Here is a 24,196-nt window from a genome sequence, read left to right as displayed (position 1 = left end):
AAGAATAGATTTAAAGTAAAGTTTGGCATCGGTAGGAAAGGCGATAGCTTTAGGCATTACGGTTGTATCGGCAATGACTTTTTTAAAGCTTTTTTTTTCACTGCGCCTGTCAGAACAGCTGCTGCAATCGTCCCTTGTAAAATCTTGCTAAGTCCAGCTTCGCCTAATCTAGATCTCCATCTAATTAAAGAAGTAGGATGAATAGGCAGCGCATGATGCCAAAACTCATACCCACAAAAGTATTGCCAATAAGGATTTTCTACCCATCGATGCACCACATTTACATCCGAAAGCCCATACATATGCTGCAAGATAAAGAGCCCTACAACTAGCCTTACAGGCTTAGCTGGCTGCCCTATCTTTTCTACAAACAGCTTATCAAACTCTTCTTCCAGCTGCTTCCATTCAATCAATTTGGATAGCTGGATAAGAGGATGATCTAGATTGAGTTCATCGCTAAATCGAGATTTAAAAAGACGGCTTTGTTTGTTATCTAGCTTGATTGGTTTCATAGTCAAATTTGCAAGAAATTAAGAGCTTTATAATGATTTAGGCGTAAACAAATTATAGCGATTTGGGAGAAAAAACGCTCTCAAAATATGCTTAAGCATGAAATATCCTTTAAATCATGTCAAACTAAATAGAGAGGCATTTTTAAAAGGTTAGGTATGCAAACATAGTTTTTTCAAAGCGTATAAATCCAATTCTCCCTTAGAGGAGTTAAGTTATGAGTTTTAAAATTTTTTTTTATAATGTGTGCACGGATGAGGATATAACGAGGGTTTTAAAGCGCCCTCTTATATAAAAGCTTAGGAAAAAATCTGGCCACCTATAAAGAGGTTGTAGCTAATGTTTTAAGGCCAGCAATTTTTAAGCAAAGGTATTCTTCTTTAAGTTAGGAAAGATTTTTCTTTAACCGTCCGTAGCAAGAGAAAATTAAAAGTTACCAATTATTTTCTAAATCACAAAATCATTTATAGGTTTTAGCCTCTGATTACTTAACCGTTATTATTCCATGGCGTCCATAAGGCCAATTTTATCCGATTGTCTCTTTCTCTCTAGGGATGGTTAGTTCCACTAAAGATAGAAGCCCTAGTAAAATAAAAGTAATAAAAAATGGATCAGGAATTTTAGCTTGTAAGGTCAGCCCTACCAAAACAATAAACTGTAAAAAAGTAGTAACTTTGCCACACCAAATGGCTCGAAATTGATAGTGACCTAAACGCTTATCAAGCAGAAGATGTATTCCAAAAATTAATACGGCAATATCGCGACAAATCAAAGCGATAGCTTGCCAAAGCATTAATCGACCTTCGCCGATAAGAACACTGGCCACAAAAATTACAAAAAATTTATCGGTGGAGGGATCAAGTAAAGTGCCAAATTTGGTAGTGATTTTTTGGCGCCTTGCTAGATATCCATCAAGGCCATCACTAAGCATGGCTAGTAAGATCGCTATCACTCTCCAAAAAATATTTTCCTGTAAAAATAAAAAAGCTAAGGGTATACGACAAAAAGAGATTAAGTTAGGTAAAGATAATAGCATGCGTTGAACACTTTAAATTTCCCACTATTTTAGCCTATCTACTCCTTTTTGTATCAATAAAATCGCTTAAAAGATAGTTAAAAACAACCATTAGGCTTTTCTTAAGATCTTTTTGTAGATGGAGGAAGTAGATAATAGCTGAATTTTATAGAATAGGCTTGTCTGATGTTTTTAATAGTAAAGTGCTTAAGACTCCTCATAAAACTTTTCTATCAATTTAAAATTAATATTTTTATAAAGGTTTTTTAAGATGCAAGAAAGAGTAACCCCTGTTTTTTAGTCATGCCTGAGCTCTTAAAAAAATTATTGCCTCTTATCTAAAAAAGTGTGGCTCTTTTTTTTAAAGCTGTAAGCTGGCTAAAAAATTATTGCCTGCCCTTTTTATCTTAAGGCGTGTATTTTGGAAACGCTAGAGGCTTTTTAAGGACTAAACTATTTTAACATTTTATCCTGGAAAAAATGCTTTAAACCAAAAATAATTAATAAATTGATCTTAGGATAGATCGCTAAAGAATATAAGCTTGCTTGGCATTATCTCTCTAAAGGCAATCTGCCTTAATAGCGTAGCCTTTAACTTTTAAAAATAAAAATTTATGCAGCTTTCTCCTATAGCCGTTATCAATCTGAAAAGCCATCCTGAACGGTGGATAGCTTGGGTTAAAGAGGCAGAGCGGATGGGCATCACTGATTATTCTCGTTGGGAAGCAATCGATGATTCTACGCTAACGCTTACCTCAGAAGTTCAGCAGCTGTTTATAAACAATGATTTTAATGGGCATCCCGGGGCCATAGGATGCGCTCTTTCGCATATACATCTTTGGCTTTATATGATTGAAAACAAAATACCCGAGTTAATGATTTTAGAGGATAACGCTCGCTTCAATAGCTCTTTTGAAATTCCAGAATTGCCTTTAGGATGGGACTTGTTTTATTATAATGGTCCTTCCGTTAAGGACATTTGTCCTTCAGGTGTTTCCCTTAACAATAAAATCATGATTCCTCAATGTTCAGAAGATTTACACTTTACCACCCTCAGCTATAGGCTAAGCTATAGTGGAGCTTGTAAACTGATGGGAAGGTTAAGAAAGATAGGTTTTAATAAGACCGTGGATGGATTCATGAGAGATACATTTGATCGTCTAAATGTTTTTTGTTATAAAAAATCAAGAGTCTATCCTGCCCATGAGTTAGAGTCAGATGTTAATCCAATATTCAAAAGTTTTTTTATAAGCCAGATAGATAAATAAAACAGGCAGCCTTTTTTCATGGGCTTATCTAAACAGGACTGGATTTCTTAAGTGTAATAGTGCAAGCTTTGAAGCTGAAAACTTAAAGATAAACAGCTGAATAAATTAAAAACTTATATGAATAAAGTGCTCATGCCACTTCGACTTAAAGAAAAGGGGAGTTAAAGATAGAGGCCTAGTAATATACCCGCATAGAGTAAGCGGAGCTTTATGAGAGGAAAGCGAGGGATTAATTTTCCCCGCTTTTCCTTGATAGAAGTAAAAAAGAATTTTATTCTTTAACTTAATCCTTGGATTATACCATCCCAGCAAAAACAACAAAAAAGCTAGCTAAGCTAGCTGAGGCCATAGCAATCAAAAATGAAGATTTGCAGGCAAAATCATTAGTTTTCTTGGCGGTATGCTTGAGCGAATTGTAACCTTGCTTAAGGAAATCCGCAAAAGTTTTGAAGGGGTTTGCCCATCCCTGCTGATCTGGCAAGGTTGGCAAGGGGATTTCCTGCTCATTTTCATTAAGAACAGCTCCTTCGTTTTCAAAGCCTTCTGTTTTGATGGCGGATGGATAGGCTTGCTGGCCATTTGCTTGGGAAACCTTTAGCAAGTCCAATGCCTCCTTCTCTTGATATTCTTGCTCTATCTCTTCCTGCAACTTCACCATGAAATTTTTTAAGAAAACTAAAGAGGCGGTTTAATTTTAAAATAGCCTATTTAGCGTGATTAGTTTTTTATAAATCGCACAATGTGCCATTTTACTACTTTTTAATGAACTCCAGCTATTGACTGGTCAGCTTAAGCTCTCTAGGATAGGCGACCTGAAAGCCTTGAAGGGCTGTTGAATAGCCTCTCTTTTATCGTTATAGCAAGGCTAAATTAAAATCAATTTGTGGATGGGGATAAAATATTGAGGCCTTATTAGTTAGCCCGCCAGGTTTTATTCATGGAAATATTTTTTAAAAGCTAGCCGGGGGACTACTCTCCCCCTTTTGAAAGGCAAGAACTTCATACTTCTGTATAAAGCTGACGTGAGGTTGGGAAGGCAATTTCTGCACCATGCTTATTTAAAATATTATAGATAGAAAATAGGATTTCTTGCTTTGCTTGAATGTAGCTTCTATGATCGATATCTAATAAATAAGCGGAAATATGAATATTAACAGCGTAGCTGCCAAAGCTCTCTAAATTAACCGTCGGGCCTAACCTTCTATCGACGTGGAAATGGTCAACAAGCATTGTTGTTATATCACTGATGATATGCCGAGCGACAGGCATATCACTGTAGCGAATTCCAATGGTTTCATCAAATTTGCGATGGCTCATTCTAGCTGGGTTCATCACGACCACTTTGGAAAACATAGAATTTGGAATATAGATAGGGCGCTTTTCAAAGGTACGTACACGTGTCATATACCACCCAATTTCTTCTACATTTCCTTCCACCTTGCGCTCAGGCAGGTTAATCCAGTCTCCCACCGTAAAAGGTTGGGTAACGTAAACCATTAAACCGCCAAAAAAGTTAGCGATCATTTCTTGGGAAGCAAAAGCAATTGCAAGACCGCCAACCCCTCCAAAGGCAATTAACGTGTTAATATTCTGGCCTGTTATCTCTAATACCGAGAGAGCAGCAAGAAATAAAATGATAATAGTCCACATTTTATTAATGACATCAATTTTTCCCGAATCGATAGGCTGATCATGCTTGAGGCTTTGCAAATGCATATTGAAAATAATGGCTTTTTTCCAGCGCATAAGAAACCAGGCGATGGCTGAAACAAGGCCAATAGAAAGAACTTTAGGCAGGTTGGAAAAAATGGTACCCTCAAACACACGGTGACTGATTAAATCAATAAGCTGAAAAAAGGCATAAAACCATATATAAGCACTTAAGGGGCGATAAAAAGATTGAACAAAGCTATCTTTCCAAATTTGATTAGTTCTTTCAAAATAGAGGTGTAGCTTCTCTAAGCCGCGTCTGGCAAAGAAATTAATAATTAAAACGAGCAATACAATTCCTATTGCTTCCAGGATCCATTTATAAGTCCCATCCATGGTAAACGATAAAATAGAATGAAAGATGTTCACAAGTTCTAATAGCATAGTTTCCCTCATTGGCTAATAGCTGATCGAGTTCTCTTTAACTAATTTCCGGCAATTCAATAAGATGCCTAGCATCTTTTTGCTGCCAAGCTTTTTTTAATGTATCCATTTTCTTATTAGAAATACCACCTAGGAATTCAATAGATTCTAAAAGTCTAGCACGGGTGCGATCTTTTCCCAATATAGCGACAGAATCAAATAAAGGAGGACCTTGTAGCTTTCCCATTAAGCTAGCAAATAAAAGAGGCATAATGGTTTTCTTATGGTTTACCCCGAATAGCTCTGCCATACTCCTTGAAGCCTGGTTTATTCCCGTACTTCCCCAATTTTCATTTTCGTCCATGTACCATATTATCCCCTGTAAAATCAGAGGAGCTTGATGATAAGTGATTCCTTTAGCAGTAAAAATCTCTACGGTGTATTTGAGATGATTAATAAAGAAAAAATCACATAATTCCATAAATTCGCCGAAAGTCTTAATACGTGAATGGCATAAAGGCATTAATTTTTGCATATATTCATCACTAAAATTCCATTGACGTAATCTTTCCCATAGCTTGTTCTCGGGGATATTCTTTATAAGATACTGTTGGTTGATCCAGGCCAGCTTTTGCACATCAAATATGGCTCCCGATACCCCAATGCGCTTATAATCAAATTCTTGAATAATTTCGTCTAAAGCATAAATTTCTTTATCACCAGGCATGCTATAGCCCATTAATGTCATGAAGTTAACAAAGGCTTCTGCTAGATAACCAGAATCCCGGTAATAAAAGATGGAGGTTGGATTCCTACGCTTAGATAACTTTTTTCCATCTCTTCCTAACAATAAGGGCATATGCATAAAAGTAGGTGGTGCCCAGCCAAAAGCTTCATACAGATAAATATGCTTAGGCGTTGAGCTCATCCATTCATCACCGCGGATTACGTGGGTGATTTTCATAAGATAATCATCTACCACGTTTGCTAAATGATAAGTAGGAAATCCATCAGATTTAAGAAGAACTTGATCATCGATATCGGCCCACGGACAAGTGATACGGCCTTTAATATGATCTTCATACACACATTCTCCCGTTAAAGGCATTTTGAGACGGATAACATAGGGAAGTTTTTGAATTTCACGCTGATGAATTTCTTCCGCACTTAAATTGCGGCACCGGCGATCGTAACCTTGTCGGCTCCCCAGCTTTGTTGCTAATTCACGCATTTCTTCTAGATCTGCTGGCGTACAAAAGCATTTATAAGCTCGCCCCTTGTCGATAAGCTCATAGGCATATTTTTTATAGATTTCGAAACGCTCGGATTGGCGGTAAGGACCATAAGGGCCTCCTATATCAGGACCTTCATCCCACTGGATGTTACACCACTGCAAGGCTGTATAAATGTTTTGCTCATATTCAGGACGGCTACGTGAGCGATCAGTATCTTCAATACGTAAAATAAATTTTCCTTGATGATGGCGGGCATAGATGAGGTTAAAAAGTGCCATGTAGGCGGTTCCAACATGGGGATCGCCTGTAGGAGAAGGAGCTATGCGTACACGAACAGTCATTTCTAAAATCCTTATTAAGTTAATCTATGATCGAAAGACTATTTTCCTTGATTGGCCCATAGAATTCAAGGGAAACTAGATGATCGAAATAGAGGAAGATGAGGGATGCACCTCTTAGAAGTGCCCATTAAGTAAAGATGTGCTAAATTTAATATAAACTCCGCACTCTAAGCTGAAGCTATAGTAAATATTTGGTGATTTTAAATGGTTTAAAGGATTATTGCATGAGAAGAATTACATCTTTCATTACATTATAAGCCTCTGTTAGCTGTAAGTCATTTTGACCAAACTCTGCCGGCTCCTCTTCATCAGCAATTTCTTTCTTTTTTAATTCCTTCAAAAAATTTTGATAATTAGGATTTTTTTCGATGCGATACTTAGCATTTTTGCGGAGTTGCTCCATAAAAGGTTGATAGGTATTTAGGCGAGGCTGTAGGTCATAACTGTAAAACATACGAAGCTGTTCTCTTTGAAAAAAAGGAACATCAGAAAGATCATCATTAAAGTTAGATTTTATTTGATCGTTCTCCAAAGGGTATTTGGCATACTGTTCTCCTAATTCCATTTCCGCTAAAGGTCCAGGGATTACAATATCTGAGGTGACTCCGGTCAATTGGGGCGTACGCCCGGAGACTGTGTAGTAGCGGCCTCGTGTAACTTTGTACTCGCCTTGGGGATTGACTGCATGGTTTTGAATAGTAGTGTTAAGAGTAAAGGTTTGAAAAGAACCTTTTCCGAAAGTATGATCATCTCCTACGATCATAGCGCGCCCATAATCTTGCAAAGTCCCGGCCACAATTTCAGAGGCAGAAGCGCTTGCTCGGTTGGTTAGGACCACTAAAGGGCCTTCCCAAACGCTACGTCCTTCTAATGCGCGTAAATGCTGGATTTTACCTGTATCGTCTTTGATAGAAACTACAATTCCTTTGGTAATAAAAAGGCCAGTAACCTCAACTGCTTGGGAAAGCAAACCACCTGAATTAAAGCGCAAATCAAGAATCACTCCTTTGACATGCTGCTCCCTTTTAATTTTTTTAAGTGCCTCAGCTAAATCACTTGCTGATGAGCTTTCCGGATCTTGATAAAAAGAGTAGAGCTTTAGATAAGCGATGACTCCATCCCCAAATGGCTCATAGGAAGATTCATAACGCGTGTCTTTTAGAACCACTTCTCCACGGTTAAGCGTTACATCTAGTTTTTCTTCTTTTATCTTATCTTCATTTTCAGGTGCTTCTCGAATCACTGTTAAAGTTACGGGGCTGTTTTCTTCTCCACGAATGAGCTCTACGGCATCCGCGATGTCTAGGCCCACCACAGATTCACCATTTACAGCGATGATGCGATCTTTAATTTTAAGCATTTTGTTTTCTGCCGCGGGACCTCCTTCAATAATTTTAATAATGCTAAAACCATTTAGATCATCTCTTAGTTGGGCTCCAATCCCAAAAAGACGCTGTTGCACATGAATCATGAACTGGGCTGCCTCATCGGGTGTAAAATAGGCAGTATGGCTATCTAAGGCAGAAGCAGTCGCTTTAAGAATATTGGCTAGTAAGAATTGCTCGTGTTTTAAAGTGTTTGTGTCTAGAATATCTTCTTCGTATTTTGCTTGACGTTTCTGGATGCGTTTAAGGGTTTTATCTTTTTGAGCAGGAGTTAATTTTTCCGAAGCCTCTATTTGCAAAGCTTTTATTCTTTCTAACCTAGCTAAAAGCTCTTTTTCTGTATGTGTCCATTTCATCTCTTTAAATTCATCTGTGCGTACCTGCTTAGGAAGGTTGCTTATATCAATTTTTTCTTCCAATGCCTGACGACGCTTAATGGCTTGAATCATGATCTGGTGAATTTGTTCAAATTGGCTAAAACTATTGCGATGATAATCTTGCAGAATCTGATCGAGTAAATGGCTAGAAGGATGTAACCATTGAGCAATATCAGATTCAATGAAATAACTTTTATTAGGATCAAGTATTTCGAGGTAGTTGTTTAAAGTTCTTTCAATGAGAACAGGTGTAAGCTCTTTATGAGAAGCATGCGTTTTCATAATTTCATTCAGCTTGGCTGATAGTATAGCAGGAGTTAAATTCGGTAATTTGCCTTCTGCTACTGAGAGGAAAGAGGTTAACAAATATAATAACAAAAATATGGCCTTTTTAACCCCAGACATCCTTTTCTCCTGATAAAAATCTAAAAATCCATTATAAAGGCTCGGCTTCTTTATTTCTATTTGTTTTTAACGCCTTGAACCTTAGCTGCCATGAGGTAAATAGCTAATAAAAAAAATTTAAATTCTATGTAAAGAAAAGCTTGATTTCAATTCTTTTTTATGCAATACTTTTGCCTTAAGTTAACGAATTTTAAGGCCTTTTTAGAAAACATTAAAATATAAGTCTCTGAAAATGTGAGCCAAGCCTCTTAAATTATTTAAGAGGTAGGCGCAGATGATCGCAAGACTAAAGAAAAATATCATAAATATATTTATCACAAATTATTAAACAGAAAATTTTGGAGATTAAAACCATGACCAAACCTAAGGATAATCAGAAGTTTGAAAATAAGTTGGTTTCAATTACCGAAGCCGCCAAACTTAACAAAGTAACGCGCCAAGCTATCTATGTGGCCATTAAATTAAATAAATTGAAAGCTAGCAAAGAAACTACCCGTTGGACAATCCATTTAGATGATCTGGAAGCTTATCGCAAGCAAAAGTATTCTCGTTCTAAATCTACTTTTAATGGTGAGTTGTTGTTTGATAATAATAAAGGATACTATTCGGTTAATCAGGTAGCTAAGATGCTGAGTGTCCCAGCGCAAAAGATCTATTATGCCACCCGTGTAGGTATGTTAAAAGCTCAACGTAAAGGTGCGGCATGGGTTATTCATGCACAAGACATGAAACAGTATGCCGAATCAGCTCTTAAAAAGAAAAATATCCGAAAAGCTGTTTAATTTTGCATCTTTTCAAAGGTATGCTCTAAAAAGTCTAGGTTATTCTCTACCTAGGCTTTTTATTATATGCTTTAAAAAGCTTAGTCTACATATTCAACTCTTTAAAAGGAGCCTTTCTACTTAACGATCAGGGTCTTCACAAAGTATCGGGCTGCATAAGAAGTAGCTAAAAAACCTATTATCTTCGATAAAAAGTCTTAAATTTTAAGCATGCTTTATACCCATCAATCTTTCGACTAAATTATCCTATGCTTTAGGATAAGCCGCTTCTTGTGTGATAAGCCGGGAATTTATAGTTTTCCTATGGCCGCACCTCTTAAATTAAAACCCTAATTTTTTTAAAGCCTCTGATTTAAATAGCTGCTCAAAATCTTTCCTCTATCTAATAAAATAAAAAAAGAAATAAATTTAAAATTCAAGCGATCAGTTTAAAGCTTAAAAAGCTGATTCTCTTTTTCTTCAGTTTTCTACTTGTTCCCCTATAAAATTTTGGTCATTTTAACTTAAGCTTGCAATAAGCGGGCAGAAAGCGTTCTTCACTTACTAGCTAGAGCTCATCTTATTTAATAGGCTTTTATCCTCGATTCATTAAGCGCCCGAGGCTGAATAGAGAATGCTAGAACAAGAAAACCTTAAATCGTCTCAATTTGCAAGAGAGAATGATGATGCTCAGCTAATAAAGCATTTTCTTTTTCCAGAAGCTCTTTTCCTGCAAAAGCAATCGTTGCTCCCTTTTGCCAGTTAGGAGCAATAAAAGTTCTTACCGCCTCTATGATCTCTTGTTTTGTTAATGTTAAAAGTTTAGCACGGAAGGCTTGCCGAACAGCTGCAGTTTTTCCTTCTCTTAGCCAGCTATATGCCAAATCAGCACGGCTGCCAGGGGAGATAGGGGCGTCCATTGCTTGAATCATTTCTAATTGAGCCTCTACTATGTCCTCTTCATCAAATTGTCCTTGAAGAATATGATTAATTGAGGCTTCAAAAGCATTCAATGTGCTAAAAATATTAGGATCTCGATATGAATAAAAATAGAAATTACCAGCCATTGCATTGCTGACAGCTCCTCCCCCATAGGCTCCTCCTTGTTCACGAATGCTTGCATGTAAAGTTAAATTATCAAATAAAAAGGCCGCAATGCTTAGAGCAGGCGCATGCTCATGAATATAAGGAACTGTGTTGAAAACTTTGCTAATGAAAGCCACAGGCGCAGAAATCGTGCGTCCCTGAGAAGCGATGGGAGAGAGGATGAAGTCTCCTTTCCAAGCTTCATAAGAATGAAGTGGCATATCTAGAAGACCATAAAAATTCTGGGCTTTAATCTCCGCATAAATTTTAGCATCGCAAGAAAGCACTAAGTGGGGTTGGTCAGTGGCTAAAAGCTTGTCTTTCATTTCTATAAGCTTTGCAATTAAGATTTCTTTATGGAGTTCAAAATTCAAGGCTAGCTCTTTGATTTTCCAAAAGTATTCTAGCCCATACCAGTGATTAGAAATATGAGAGGGTATACTAAGTCCTGCCGCAGAAAGATTAGTAGCATAGCGAAGAGAATTTTGGTTGATAGAGCTTTCTAAGGTTGTATAATGTTTTTGCAGAATTTCTTTCAAACGGGGGAGATCTTTAAAATCGGTAGAGCTAGCCATCTCCTGAAGAAGCTGAAAAAGCTGGGGTATTTTACGATAAAGAGCTTTCCCTTTTAGCGATAAGGTAGGTGATATTTTATTAAAGTCGTGGGCTTGAATGTTAAGAGATAGAAAACCATTTATTCCTCCTATATGAGCCTGGATGAATTCAAGATTTTCCATGTAATTTCTTCCACCACATCCCATTTGAGGCAGCAAAAGGGCAAAGAGGCGTGCGTAAAATAAATCCGCCTCTTCAATATTGGGTAAATTAAAAATTAGATCTGCATAAAGGATGCGGTTTGTAAAGCAAGAATGAGTGAATACTTGGAAATTGCCTATCCTTTCTTGGTTTAATAAATAATCTTTACCATGTACAGGAATATCTTCTAAAGAAAGCTTGGGCAAAATATCTAAACATGCTTCCTCTTGGTCTTTTTGGAAAGCGGAAAGTTCTTTTGCTTGTTGCAATAGATGTTCTATCTCTTTAGCTGATAAAGATTGATGAATTTTATTTAGAACGGCTCTTTCTTGGTCCAGCTCTTGAGCTTCAAGCTCTTTGCTAGGCTCTAATATAAGGCGAACATAATGAGGGTTATCAATAAAATATTTGCGAATTAAGTTAGTTAAATAATGAGGGTTATCGATAAGATGCTGCCTTAGTCTGTCGAAAAGTGTATGAATCATAAGCCCTTCTTCTGGCTTAGCGCCGTGCTGTTTTAAAAGGGCTGCACGCATAAAAAGGGAGAGTCCGAAAGGAGATTGATCACCTGTGATTTCGCTACGGAAAAATTCTAACTGATGCATGGCATTTTCTATCGAATTTAAAGAAATTCCTTCCCTCGTAATTTCTATTAAAGTGTTTTTAATAAGGTTTTCTATTGTGCCTGCGCATTCAGGTTGGCAGCCTTTAAGAATGATTATAAAGGGTGCTTCGTGAACGTCTGTGTCTATATAGGCACTAGCCGTCTTGCATAAACCAGACTTTAGCAAGGCCATTTTTAAAGGAGACGCGTCCGTATCCATCAAAATAATTTCTACAATACTAAGCGCTAACAGTTCATGCTGCTCTAAAATGTGGCAAGTCAGCCATCCTAGCGCAAGCATCGTTTTATTTTCGGTGGGTTCATGGGAGGCAAGGGGATAAAATTCATGTACATAGTGGGGAGTAGAAAAACGAGGTTGGAAAGGAATGGGAGGTAAGGGAGAAGCTTTATTAGCCAATCTCAAAGTATGCTGAGTAATAAAATCTAAATGTTCCACAAGCGGTAAATTGCCGTAGAAGAAAAATAGGCAGCGACTGGGGTGATAATATTTTTGATGAAACTCTACCAGCTCATTATAACTCAAAGAGGGGATAATTTTTGGATCGCCACCTGAATTATATCCATAAATGGTATTAGGATACAGGGCTTGATTTAAAGCTTCACCTAGGCGAGACATCGGTGAGGCCATTGCTCCTTTCATTTCATTAAATACTATTCCTTTATATTCTAAAGGAGAGTGGGGATCGGTAGGATTGCTAAATTCAAGGCGGTGCCCTTCTTGTAGAAAGCTAAAGTATTTAAGGTTAGGTTTAAATACTGCATCGAGATAGACTTCTAAAAGATTATAAAAATCTTTAGGAACTTGAGAAGCAGCGGGATAACATGTAAAGTCCTGACCTGTAAGGGCATTCATATAGGTGTTGAGGCTCCTACGAGTCATCGCAAAGAAGGGATCTTTGACTGGAAACTTTTCTGACCCACATAAAACAGTATGTTCTAAAATATGAGCCACCCCATTAGAGGAATTGGGAAGCGTTTGAAAAGATAGACAAAAAAGGTTTTCAGGATCTTCATTTCCCAAATGCATGATTTGGGCGCCGGTAGGCGTGTGTACTAGCTCAGTTAAAAAACATTGAAGTTCGGGAATTTCTAGAGCTTTTGTAACTGTAAAATCAAGATATGTGTCCGCGACATGTTTAAGAGAAGGAGTTTTTTTTGCCATAGAGGGGCCTATAAATTTAAAGGTTAATAACCTTCTTGAGAGCCTATTTTATTTAAAGAGATGTTAAAAATGACCTAGGTATACCAGATTTCTACTTATAGCGCCAAGAGGCAAATTGCTTAGTAAAGTGTAATAGGTAAAAATTTATTTTTATGTAAATGCAAGAGAAAGAATGATGAATAGGTAGACCTTTGCCTGTTTATTGCGGATAAACTTTTCGTGCTGTACTTGTAGTCTTTTTTTTTGTACTATGACTTTCCTATTATTGGGTTCATCTATGAAAAAAGTTTATCTGTTGCCTAATGTAATTACAGCCTTTGGCTTAACATGCGGTCTTTTTGTAATATTTAAGATTAGCATGATAACTCGTGGTGAAGTCTCTGTGCAAGCCTTGACGGAAGCGGCGGCTATCCTTCTCTTAGCAGCTTTTGCTGACTTATTAGATGGGGCTGTTGCTCGCGCGATGAAAGCGCAAAGCGAATTTGGAGGGTTGTTTGATTCGTTGGCTGATGCCATTACTTTCGGAGTCTGTCCTTCAGTTATCATTCTTAAAAGCTTAGCGTTATCTCCTGGCACCGAGCTCTCCTTTTTCCTTACCACCGGAGCCATGATTTATACAGTATGCGGAGTTTTGCGTCTCGTGCGCTTCAGTGTTCACAACCGCCCAAGCCCTGCTCTTAATGTTGGCTTCACTTTAGAAGAGAAACCAAAGAACTTTACAGGCCTACCCATTCCCGCAGCGGCAGCAGCGGCAGTCTCAGGAAACCTCTTTTTAATATCCGAAGAATTCCATCATTTCATTTCCATAGAGGAAATAACCCGTGCATGGATTCTATTTTTTATGATGATTACTATCGGCTATTTTATGGTTAGCCGATGGAAATTTCCAAGTTTAAAAAATTTGCATATGCGTGTAGCTACTTTTCAAGTGGTGTTTTTTACTGTGGTGGCAGCTGTTTTCATTATTTATGGACTTTTGACCCATTTTTCTTTAGTTTTCTTTGCTTTATCTTGGATCTATTTGATCGTAGCCTGGGTATTATCGCTAGCAAGAATTATTGCAGGCAAAAAAGCTAAAGCTCTAGAGGATTACGAGCCGGAACCCGAAGAAGAGGAGGATGAAATCTAGTCTAATAAATTTTAGGTATAACTCGCTAAATTTATACTTTTTTTAGAAGAGATAAAGTTTATTTACTGGATTGGCAAAGACCTTTTTACTCACGATTCTTAGTTATATAAAGATATTCAAGCTGCCAGGCAGTGTAATAGGTTCTTTGATTGCGGTTAGCGCTCACATCTGTTTATCAATTAGCTTGTTTTTCATCATAACTTTGAGGATAGGAAAACTTTTTAAAAATTTTTTCTAATAACCGCTACTACCACGCCTTGAACCATGATATCATCTTCCCTTAAGATGACAGGGTGGTTGTGAAGACTACGACTGACTAAGCGGACATAAACATCTTCTAGAAAATATTTCTTTATAATGACATCATTTTGGTTTAAAAGAGCTAATACTGTTTCTCCTGCCTGAGCTTCTTGGCGTGCTTCTACCACTAAATAATCTCCATCAGCCAAAAGTTCTTCCACTAAGCTATCTCCTCTCACTTTAAGAATGTAGGTGGCTTCAGGCATGGTAATCAAAGAGCTAGGCACTTCAAAAGAAAGACTTTTAGGGAAAGTCTCAATAGGTTCTCCGGCAGAAATGTACCCAATGAAAGGTAAGGATAAGCTAGTGAAATCCTTTTTTGTTGGATAGTCATGAAGTAAAGAAAGTGAGCGCCTGCTCTTTTTTTTTGACTCCAGCAAGCCTTTGCTCTTTAAAATAGTAATGTATTTGTACACTGTGCCTAGAGAAGTAAAAGAGAAGTGCTGCATAATTTCTCGATAGCTGGGGGCATAGTGGTGCGTTTGAAGATAGGTTTTTATATAGCTCAATAATTCATACTGTTTCTTTGTCAAACTTTTCATCTGCTATCCGTTGCTCAAATATCAACCAATCAAAAAAGAGAGCTGTCCACCACATAAAAGCTGCTGCAAAAATAACATCAGTAAAAAAGTGTCCTCCCTGGGCCATACGGGTATAGCCTAGCAGAGCTCCTAAGATCACAGAAGTGAAAGTACCCCACCAATAAAGCCAACGCTGCCTTAGCCGCCGCCCTATAAGGGTAAGCGACAAGAAAACGAAACCCATCGAACAATGGCCACTGGGAAAAGATTTAGAAGGTTCAGGTTGATGGAAGAAATTAGGTTGGTAAAAAGGTCTAAAATGCTGGAGGCCACCAAATTCTTCAAGCTGCTTAGGACGAGGGCGACCCCAATGTCCCTTTAGCGATAAGTCTACAATAATGCCAGCTCCTACAATCATCGTTAAAAGGGGAATAAGGGCATAAGGCCGCCAACATTTCCAGAAGGGATGAAGGTAGGATAAAACCAAAAATAATAAAGCAAATAAAGTTAAGATCCAGCCTGGAACCATTCCATAAGAATAAAGAAAATTTAAAAAGCTATTAGATTGAAAATGGCCGTTAGCAAAAAAATAGCGTGCCACTGCCAAATCAATGGTAGAGCTAAAGGGGGTTAGCAAAAGAATAGAAATTAAGGGAATAAGCCATAAAGAGCGTGTAGGAGAGTGTAACATAAAATAATTTTTTATTGCTATTCTACCTAAATTTCTTACAATACATCAATCTCTTTTTATCTAAATAAAAATTTACTGAATATTGATTACTGCTTTTTTATCTGTTTACTCAATTCTTAAATGTTAAAAAATTCTAAAAAATTGAAATATTTAGAATAAATAGAATTCATGGAGATTAAAAAGATCGCAGTATACAAGGCTCTATTTTTAGCTAGCTATCAAAAGGGATAGCCTTAATTACAAGAGATTAGCCTTTTGAGGAAAAACTTTTTCATCTCCTATCTGATAAGCTTTGTACAAGCTCTCTTCAAAATCCCTTTAGGTATTAAAGTAAAATCATGAAAGTAATGTCTTGATAAATCTCATAGTTTGAAGCGCCATGCATTTTTTTATCAACAAAAGCTTTCTTTCTTGGTGAGCGCTTAAAAACTCCTGTGTCGTCATCTGATAGGTAATCCCTTAACCTATTCGGCCGCTAAAAAATAGCCATGATGACCACGTATACAAGGAAATTTTGGCAAGAAACTCATAGGAGTGCTAGAAGGGCAATAAGCTGAACTGCTTTGCCTTCTAGATAGCTTGCAGGCTGTTTTTTTTACTCTGATAATTACATGATTAGGTGAGCCTTTATAGATCCTTAGAAAAATGTATGTTTTTATTTAAGTAACAATAATGTTAACTATCTAGTATAAAATCCCTCTTTAAAGGCCGTCCAGATGTGATGACTGCTTGCCTAGCATCATAAGGCTAGGAGGGGAAGATAGAGTGAATGTAGGCCTTTACGTGTGTGTGATTGCCTCTTTGCTTAATCGATTTATTTGCCAATTTAAATTCGAGCAAGGGAACAGTTTTATCGCAATTTTTTCTTTTGAAGTGCTAGGATAGGGGCATTTCATTTAGTTTGAGGGGAGGTTAAGCCAATGGATTATCTGGTAGATGGGGTACTAGCGCTGGTAATAGGCGTCTTAGGGGTAAGTTTTATTTGGACGCTTTTAAAGTGTAAAGATAAACAGAGCGAAAAGGCTTTATGGATGGAAAAATGCCGAGTGCTAGAACAACAGGGGCGAGAATGGCGAGAGAGCTTAGAAAGCAAAGAAATACAGCTCCAAAATTATCGCGAAGAAAATAGCTTTCAAAGAAGTAGAATTGCTGAATTGGAAATGCAATTAACTCATCAAGCTCAGCAAATGCAAGAAAAGCTTGAACTTTTAGATCAAGCTCAGCAAAAATTTACTGATACCTTTAATGCTCTGTCAGCAGAGGCTCTAAAATCAAGTTCCCAGATGTTTTTGGATTTAGCTGCTGCTCGTTTTGAAAAATTGCAAGAGGGGGCTAAAGGAGATTTAAAAATGCGTGAGGCAGCGATTGACGAGCTTGTCAAACCCATCAAAGAGAAACTAGAGAAATTTGATAGCAAGATTGAAGATTTAGAAAAATCTCGTGTTTCAGCTTACGCTACTCTCACTGAGCAAGTAAAAAGCTTATATACTGCTAATGCACAGCTACAGCAAGAAACGGCAAATCTAGCAAAAGCATTACGTATGCCTCATGTGCGAGGGCGCTGGGGGGAAATTCAATTACGACGGGTCGTAGAAATGGCTGGAATGGTTGAAAAATGTGACTTTTTGCAGCAAGAAAGTTCTACCCACGATGAGCGTCGTCTAAGACCTGATCTTATCATTAATCTACCCAATAACAAGCAGATCGTAGTGGATGCAAAATCTCCTTTGCAAGCTTATTTAGAGGCTTTAGAGATGCCTAACGAAACGGATAAAATCATGAAGTTAAAAGAGCATGCTAAACAGGTCCGTACTCATATCAATCAGCTTTCTGCAAAAGCTTATTGGGACCAATTTCAGCCAGCACCTGAATTTGTGGTACTTTTTCTTCCGGGCGAAACATTTTTTAGTGCCGCTCTAGAGCACGATCCTTCTTTAATCGAACATGGAGTAGATCAGCAGGTTATTTTAGCTACCCCTACTACTTTGATAGCATTGCTGCGGGCCGTCGCTTATGGTTGGCGGCAAGAGCTGATTGCCGAAAATGCCCAGGCGATTAGCCAATTAGGCCGCCAGTTGTATGATCGTTTGCAAGTGATGAGCGAACATTTTGAAGATGTAAGAAAAGGCTTAAGTAGAGCTGTAGAAGCTTATAATAAGACCGTAGGTTCTTTTGAGGGTCGAGTGCTAGTGACGGCTAGGAAGTTTAAAGATCTGGGAGTGGGTGGACAGAATGAAATTGAGCTACTTGAAACTGTAGATTTAAAGACACGGAGGTCGACAAATCAGCCAACAAATATTGCGGAGCTTGAGGAGAATCCTTTACAAACGCGTTTATCTGTCAATGAGTAAAAAATGATAAACAGACGGATGTTTTTTCAATACCTTAGAAGTTTTATAGAAAAGAAAATTGGCCTCAAGTAATGAGGCGCCTTTCAGCGCCTTAATAAATAGGCTTTCTACTCTATCGAAAGAACAAAGTAGGCAGGATAGGCAAAGTCATTATTGTTTCGAGGAGAGGCTTTTAAGGTAATGTCTCGACCTAAATAGTTTTGCAGGTTTACTTGCGTGCTGTAAAGATAAGCCATAGGAATCTGGGTAGTTGGATTTAAAAGCACAAAGTCGCCTGGTTTGTTACGGACAGATCGATCATAAGGCTGGATGATGCCTTTTATTGTGCTGGCTTGCTGCTGCTGCTCATCATAATAAGCCGAGATAGGCTGATTATCATGCATTTCTGCCCATGTTTCATATAATTGATTTTCTACAGGCAGCCATGCACTCATTCTATCAGCACTATAGCTACTTGAAGCTACCGAGGAGCTACTAGGAAGTTCGGGTTGGTTAGCTTGTTCTAGCTCAGCAATTCTTTGCTCTTGTAAAGCCACTTTGCTAGAAAGTGCCTTGTTATGGATGGAAAGATTCTCTAGATAATAGATCTTTTTCTGTAAATAATTTTCTTGGATATTGGCCAATAATTCTCTTGCTCTACCTTGGATCTCTGGAAAGTCGGAATAATTGTTAATTATTTTATTAAGATCCTCATTAATTTTCTCGAGGTTAATCTGATTCCATGGCTTAAGGAATTCTTGCTGACTTTGAGTAAGTGTGCTTTCAAGTAGGCTAACACCTTCTTTTTGTTTATGATTTAAAGCGGCTTTTAAATCAGCATTGCCTATTTTTTCTATATATTCTTTAGCAATGTAAAAATGTGTAGAGGCAGGGGGGGGAATCTCTAGCCATTTATTATTAAGAGCGCTAATTTGGCCATCAACTTTGTCACCGGTTTGAAGTTGGGCAATAATAGGGGCATCTAGATGAGGCTCTAGGCGTACATTCACACGGTTTCCTTCAATTGTATTATCTAATACATAAGTGCGAAAAACATATCCTTTAAGGTCTTCAGGTGCTTTTAAAGCATAAAAATCATCCCTTTCTCCTACAACAATCCATAAATCTCCTTTATTGCTTTCACGTAAAATAGGTGCTTCTAAATTAGGTTGAAGGCGGATTCTTACCTTGTTTTTTAGAGTACGTCCTGTAAAAGCTGTAAAAGGTTGTGCGGTGGCAGAAGAATCTGGATTGAGATTTGATTGGAGGTAAGGGGAAGAAGAGGATGTTTTTTCTAAGTCGCTATGAACAGGCTGGCTGAGACATTGAGCAAAGAAGAAAGTTGCCAGCAAGTATGAGGCTGCTTGATTCATCAGTTAGCTCCTAAAAGTAATAGTTATAGATAAAAATTTTATGGACTAGATCAAAAATTGTCAAGGAAGTTAGGAGGTTTAGATAGGATTAATGCATCAGACAATGTTTTCTTTAAGGAGAAAGAAAAAATAGCGCGATGCATTAATTGAAGTGTTGGTGGGCAAAAGAAAAATGAGGGTTTAGCTAGGAAAAATAATAAGTTTTTAACTTTTAAGGACAGCTACTATATGCTCGCAGCTTGATTTTCCACAGGTGCATCCCACAGGATGGCCCAAATAGACTCTATAATTTTCTTGCGTATCTAGCTTGTTAATCACATTAAATAGCTTATCACCTGCTTGGGTCACATCCCATTGTTGGAAGACGAGTTCTTCCTCTTTAACTTCCTCTTCTTCTGAGCCCATTGCTGTCATTGCTTCTGGTTCCACGGCTACATTGATTGTGCGCACAATTTGGCAATGAAGACAATTACAGTCTAATTCTGCTTTAGGCAATACATTTAGCTCTTCTGGAGAAATGATTTTAGCGATAGCTGCAATTTTTTCTAAAATCTGTTTGGGAATATCAGGAGCATCGCGTTGGGCGGGATTATGAATCAAGGGATTGCCCATACCATCGATAGAACCAATTCCTAGCTTAAAAGGTACTTCGCCTTGGTCGGTATTCAACATAGCTTGAGATAAATTAGGGTCACTCTCCTCTTGAGGATCAATAAATTTTTCTAAATATTCAGCATGGGCACTAAAAATTTGCTCAATTACTTCTCCTTTAAGGTTAGGAATGTTAATTGATTCGCCGCCCATTAAAGTGATGACTAAAAAAGGGCCTTTCATTTGGAGCGATTTTACATGCCTCCAGCTAGTCGAAATATAAGGGGGGATGCTTAATATTTTATCATTAATTTTCATCCTGATACCTCACTTATTAAAAATAATGTAATAATCTTTAATTATACTCATACCATACGATAAAAGAAAATACAAGTCAAGTGTTTTTTAGCAGTCAAAGCTGTTAAGTGCTGAATTAATGTGTAATTTGCTGATAGAGAGCAAAATAGGTAAGAGATGAGCTCCTTAAAAGAAAAAGAATATATTAAAAAATATTAATTTTTTACTTTTTTCTTCCCATTCCTTATCTTAATATCTAAGAGACCTGCCTTACAGAAAAGTAAAATTTTCCTGTTTTTCTTTTTTGTTCAAGTCGAAAAGATAATTTGCTACTGATTTATCGCAACAAGGAGATCGAGTATGCTCTCGAAAACATTTGTTCTTGATACTAACGTTTTATTGCATGATCCCGAAGCGATCATCAAATTTCCTGGCCAAAATGTAATTATCCCCGTCACTGTGTTAGAAGAATTGGACAAAATGAAGCGTTTGCCAAGCGATTTAGGACGTAATTCACGTGCGGTTTTTCGCTATTTAAGTAATCTAAATACTATAGGTGCGGGAAACTTGCATGCCGGCGTTACTTTAGATAACCAGGCAGTGATACGCATCCAGGTCGAATTTAAAACCGATTATTCTTATAACTTTGCTCTTTCCAATAATGATAATAAAATTATTCTAGCTGCTTTCTTTCTAAAAGAGAAGGGAGAGAACGTTGTATTTGTTTCTAAAGATTTTGCTGCCCGTATTAAAGCCGAAGCCATTGGTTTAGAAACAGAAGATTATGAAAATTTAAAATATTGCTATGCGTCCATGTATAAGGGTTTACGGCGGATAGAAATGCCTAAACATGCTATTGATGTGTTTTACAAAGATGGAGCTATTCAGATAGATGCCGAAGATTTACAGCCTAACGAGTATTGTATTTTTTCTTCCCCCGAGCACTCATCAGGGGTTGGTAAGTATAATGCAAAGCGAGGGATAATCGAGCCCCTTATAAAAGCTAATAATCTTTGGGGAATTAAACCTCTTAACGTAGAGCAAAGATGTGCGATTGATGCCCTTTTGCGAGATGAAATTAAATTGGTTTCACTGATCGGGCAAGCAGGGACGGGAAAAACCCTTTTAGCATTGGCTTGCGGCTTACGTAAAGTATTTGATGAAGGAACTTATACGCGCATTCTTGTTAGCCGCCCTGTGATCCCCCTTGGGCGTGACATTGGGTATCTTCCAGGCACTAAGGAAGAGAAGCTATTAAATTGGATGCAACCTATCTATGATAATCTAGAATATCTCTGTGATTCTGTAGGAAGTGAGCCTAGCGAAACTTTGCGGTGGGTGATGGAAAGCAAAAAGATTGAAATGGAAGCGGTTACTTATATAAGGGGACGTTCTTTGCCAAAGATGTATATCATTATTGATGAAGCTCAAAACCTTACTCCCCATGAAGTGAAGACGATTGTTTCTCGTGCAGGAGAAAACACGAAGGTTATTTTAACAGGAGATCCTACACAAATTGACAATCCTTATTTAGATAAGGATTCTAATGGCCTTAGCTATGTGGTGGGACGCTTTAGCAATCAGCAAGTTTATGGGCATGTATTTATGGAGAAGACAGAACGCAGTGAATTGGCAGCCCTTGCAGCTGAAATTTTATAATCACTACGCGCAAATAAAAGTTTTCAAGCCCATTTGATCTGTTACCAAAAGCTCTCCTTTTTAAGTAAACAGCGAATAGAGCAGAAAAGACAAAAGCGGCAGGGGAAGAGCAATGTTTTCTCATCCTTAGATGAAAATCCTTTAATTCAAATAAAGAGGATAAAGGGTGATAAAGTTGATAGCTCCATACGCAAGTTTTTATTCTGAATCCTACAACCAGCAATTTTACAGAGCAATATGTTAAAAAAATGTTCCTCTTTAGCTGAAAAGCTCGAGCATTTATTGAACCAAACACATTCAGAAGAGTTATCGGTCCAGAAAATTATGGATCATTTGGCCGATCAAGGTTATGCTACCTTGTTAATTGTGTTGAGTCTTCCTTTTTGTAGTCCCATGCAAATTCCTGGGCTATCCACTCTTTTAGGATTGTTAATCCTTTTAATAGGTTTAAGAATAGCGTTTGGAGATAAAGTTTGGCTTCCTAAGAGATTATTGCAAAAAAAGATCCCCTTTTTGTTTGTAAAGAAGGTGATGTTCTATGTGCTTAAAATAGATACTAAGCTTGGCTTTTTGATTTCTACCCGGTGGATAGGGCTAGTAAAAAATCGTTATTTACATATCATCCACGGACTGACCATTGCTATTTTGGCTTTTTTTCTATCTTTACCCCTTCCCATTCCTTTGACCAACTTATTAGCAGCTTTACCCCTTCTAGCCTTTGGCCTAGCATTTTTAGAAGATGACGGCTTTTTCATCCTTATCGCCTATTTTTTCGCCTTTATTTGCCTGCTGAGCTTTGCTGCTATTATTTGGTTTGGAATAGATTGGCTGATTGTATGGAAGAAATATATTTTTTAGCGTGGGCTATTTAGAAAAAATTTTTTTAGGGACGCTTAGAAGAAAAGCAAGGCTTTAAAATTTCTCTATTCCCTTTAGCTTTTCAATCAGAATAGGCAAGTAATTAACGGATTGGAGGGGGGTACAAGAGGTATTCAGAACTTTTGATTAGCTAAAAGCTAATATTCACTTAATACGCTTTATAAAAACTTAGTCTGCATACCCAACCTTCTGAAAGATGTCCTTCTGCCTAACAACAGGGACTTTATAGAGTACGTGACTGCATAAAGAGGAGATTAAAAGCGTAACCTTATTTTTAGTGGAAAACTCATAATTCAACGCGAGTTATCGGATAAGAAAACACTCTAAGGCTGCTTCAATTATACCTAAACTGTAAGCCAGCTCATTAACTTTTGCTTCTCCATGCAAGTCAATTGAATGCAGGACTTACAGGGCTCGTAAGCATAGGTCACTATTCCGCTGATTAGATTGGCAAAAAAATTCCAAGGGCTGCGCTGTCGGTGATGTTCGATTTGACAAGAGTTTTTTCAATTTATTGTTAACGCTTTCAATGATGTCTCGCTTTCTTAATAAAATCTTATCTACCCAAGACATTAGCTTGTTTTTCATATTCCTTCTAAGCCTAGTTTCTAAGCCCTTGTCGTAAAGCTTGATAAACAATAGGGGGAGATGTATTCCTTGCCGGCAAACATTTTGCCAAAAATGTTTTTTAGACAGACTACAAACAGGGACTTGAGTCTTCACATTTCCTGGCGTTAACATAGTAAGCAAGAATTTTTCCTTTATCATTAATAATAAAATGTAGTTTGGATCCATAGAAGTACCTTGTAGAAGTTTTCCTCTTTATGCTGTTTTTTAAAAACTAGGAGGGGAGTGGATACGGTGCGTATGACATACTCTCAATAGAATAGAAGCGATAGGAAATGCCTATACACTCTCTTTAAGCAAGCTTGTGAATAAACAAAAAGTGGAACTAAGCATGTTTCCATTAAAGTGATGAACTTATGATAGAAAGGACAGGAGGAAAATATTTCTTCCGCGAGGGAATGACTTGTCGAATATATTAATCTTTAAACTTTGTATAGCTCTTGTATGAAACATGACGACAATAGTCACCGCTTCGCTTAGTAATAATTTTGGCCTTCTATTTCTTTTATTGCTTTTTCCAATGAGTGGTTTTTAAGTGGCCTTCAACCCATGTTGTGTGCCATTCAATCTCCGGTTGTTTACGAAACTTACCTTATCGCAAAAAATGGAGATTAATCGGCCTTGTTGCGTAAATGACCTAATAGTTGGTCTGTTTAAAAGCTTATCAAGTTAGTACCCATTGTCCTTTGGGCATTCCAAGCGCTGTCATCTTGTTCATTGCCAAAGATTTAGCATATAATTCTGCCCGCTGATAGTCTAGCTTCCTAGAGCGAAAATCTCCTCCAAAGTTTCTTTTAAAG

General features: G+C 37.6%; 14 protein-coding genes. 5 read left to right on the top strand and 9 right to left on the bottom strand.

What is annotated here, in order from left to right:
• Positions 1-3,088: 3,088 nt before the first annotated feature.
• The 4 genes from NEOC84_RS07200 to NEOC84_RS07185 form a co-directional block, all read right to left on the bottom strand.
• A complete protein-coding gene (locus NEOC84_RS07200) occupies positions 3,089-3,451 on the bottom strand; it encodes a hypothetical protein (RefSeq protein ID WP_166157336.1) in 363 nt (120 codons plus the stop codon).
• Positions 3,452-3,792: 341 nt separating this feature from the next.
• Entirely contained in the window at positions 3,793-4,887 is a 1,095-nt protein-coding gene (locus tag NEOC84_RS07195) for a mechanosensitive ion channel family protein (RefSeq protein ID WP_166157332.1), read from the bottom strand.
• Between the two features lie 37 nt (positions 4,888-4,924).
• The gene (gene gltX / locus NEOC84_RS07190; protein WP_166157330.1) at positions 4,925-6,442 is read right to left on the bottom strand and encodes a glutamate--tRNA ligase; all 1,518 of its coding nucleotides are present in this window, start codon (positions 6,440-6,442) and stop codon (positions 4,925-4,927) included.
• A 217-nt stretch (positions 6,443-6,659) separates the two neighbouring features.
• Positions 6,660-8,609, bottom strand: coding sequence for a S41 family peptidase (locus NEOC84_RS07185; RefSeq protein ID WP_166157327.1), 1,950 nt, complete (start codon positions 8,607-8,609; stop codon positions 6,660-6,662).
• Positions 8,610-8,962: 353 nt separating this feature from the next.
• Here NEOC84_RS07185 and NEOC84_RS07180 point away from each other — a divergent pair, with 353 nt between their 5' ends.
• The gene (locus NEOC84_RS07180) at positions 8,963-9,391 is read left to right on the top strand and encodes a helix-turn-helix domain-containing protein (RefSeq protein WP_042242021.1); all 429 of its coding nucleotides are present in this window, start codon (positions 8,963-8,965) and stop codon (positions 9,389-9,391) included.
• A 632-nt stretch (positions 9,392-10,023) separates the two neighbouring features.
• Here NEOC84_RS07180 and NEOC84_RS07175 read toward each other — a convergent pair.
• Entirely contained in the window at positions 10,024-12,999 is a 2,976-nt protein-coding gene (locus NEOC84_RS07175; RefSeq protein WP_166157324.1) for an insulinase family protein, read from the bottom strand.
• A 277-nt stretch (positions 13,000-13,276) separates the two neighbouring features.
• Between NEOC84_RS07175 and NEOC84_RS07170 the strand changes: the two genes are divergently transcribed.
• Positions 13,277-14,128 carry a CDP-alcohol phosphatidyltransferase family protein gene (locus NEOC84_RS07170; protein WP_166157321.1) on the top strand — a complete coding sequence of 284 codons (852 nt, stop codon included), beginning with the start codon at positions 13,277-13,279 and terminating at the stop codon, positions 14,126-14,128.
• A gap of 221 nt (positions 14,129-14,349) precedes the next feature.
• Here the strand turns inward: NEOC84_RS07170 and lexA are convergent, their stop codons facing one another.
• Positions 14,350-14,970, bottom strand: a complete 621-nt coding sequence (lexA, locus tag NEOC84_RS07165; protein ID WP_166157318.1) for a transcriptional repressor LexA — start codon at positions 14,968-14,970, stop codon at positions 14,350-14,352.
• Positions 14,942-15,640 (bottom strand): phosphatase PAP2 family protein, encoded by a 699-nt coding sequence (locus NEOC84_RS07160; RefSeq protein ID WP_166157315.1) that lies wholly within the window; start codon positions 15,638-15,640, stop codon positions 14,942-14,944. Before NEOC84_RS07160 ends, lexA begins: the two co-directional genes overlap by 29 nt.
• A gap of 920 nt (positions 15,641-16,560) precedes the next feature.
• Here NEOC84_RS07160 and rmuC point away from each other — a divergent pair.
• Positions 16,561-17,991 (top strand): DNA recombination protein RmuC, encoded by a 1,431-nt coding sequence (rmuC, locus tag NEOC84_RS07155; RefSeq protein ID WP_166157312.1) that lies wholly within the window; start codon positions 16,561-16,563, stop codon positions 17,989-17,991.
• Positions 17,992-18,098: 107 nt separating this feature from the next.
• Here rmuC and NEOC84_RS07150 read toward each other — a convergent pair whose 3' ends face one another.
• Complete coding sequence (locus NEOC84_RS07150; RefSeq protein ID WP_166157309.1) at positions 18,099-19,343, bottom strand: hypothetical protein; 1,245 nt, start codon at positions 19,341-19,343, stop codon at positions 18,099-18,101.
• Between the two features lie 204 nt (positions 19,344-19,547).
• A complete protein-coding gene (locus NEOC84_RS07145) occupies positions 19,548-20,252 on the bottom strand; it encodes a hypothetical protein (RefSeq protein ID WP_166157306.1) in 705 nt (234 codons plus the stop codon).
• Between the two features lie 339 nt (positions 20,253-20,591).
• Between NEOC84_RS07145 and NEOC84_RS07140 the strand changes: the two genes are divergently transcribed.
• Together NEOC84_RS07140 and NEOC84_RS07135 are read left to right on the top strand one after the other, a co-directional pair.
• Positions 20,592-21,890, top strand: coding sequence for a PhoH family protein (locus NEOC84_RS07140; RefSeq protein ID WP_166157304.1), 1,299 nt, complete (start codon positions 20,592-20,594; stop codon positions 21,888-21,890).
• A gap of 237 nt (positions 21,891-22,127) precedes the next feature.
• Positions 22,128-22,748 carry an exopolysaccharide biosynthesis protein gene (locus NEOC84_RS07135; protein WP_166157301.1) on the top strand — a complete coding sequence of 207 codons (621 nt, stop codon included), beginning with the start codon at positions 22,128-22,130 and terminating at the stop codon, positions 22,746-22,748.
• Positions 22,749-24,196 lie beyond the last annotated feature (1,448 nt).

Origin of the sequence: Neochlamydia sp. AcF84 (assembly GCF_011087585.1) — a bacterium.
Taxonomy (GTDB): domain Bacteria; phylum Chlamydiota; class Chlamydiia; order Chlamydiales; family Parachlamydiaceae; genus Neochlamydia.
This window is presented reverse-complemented; position numbering and strand designations above follow the sequence as displayed.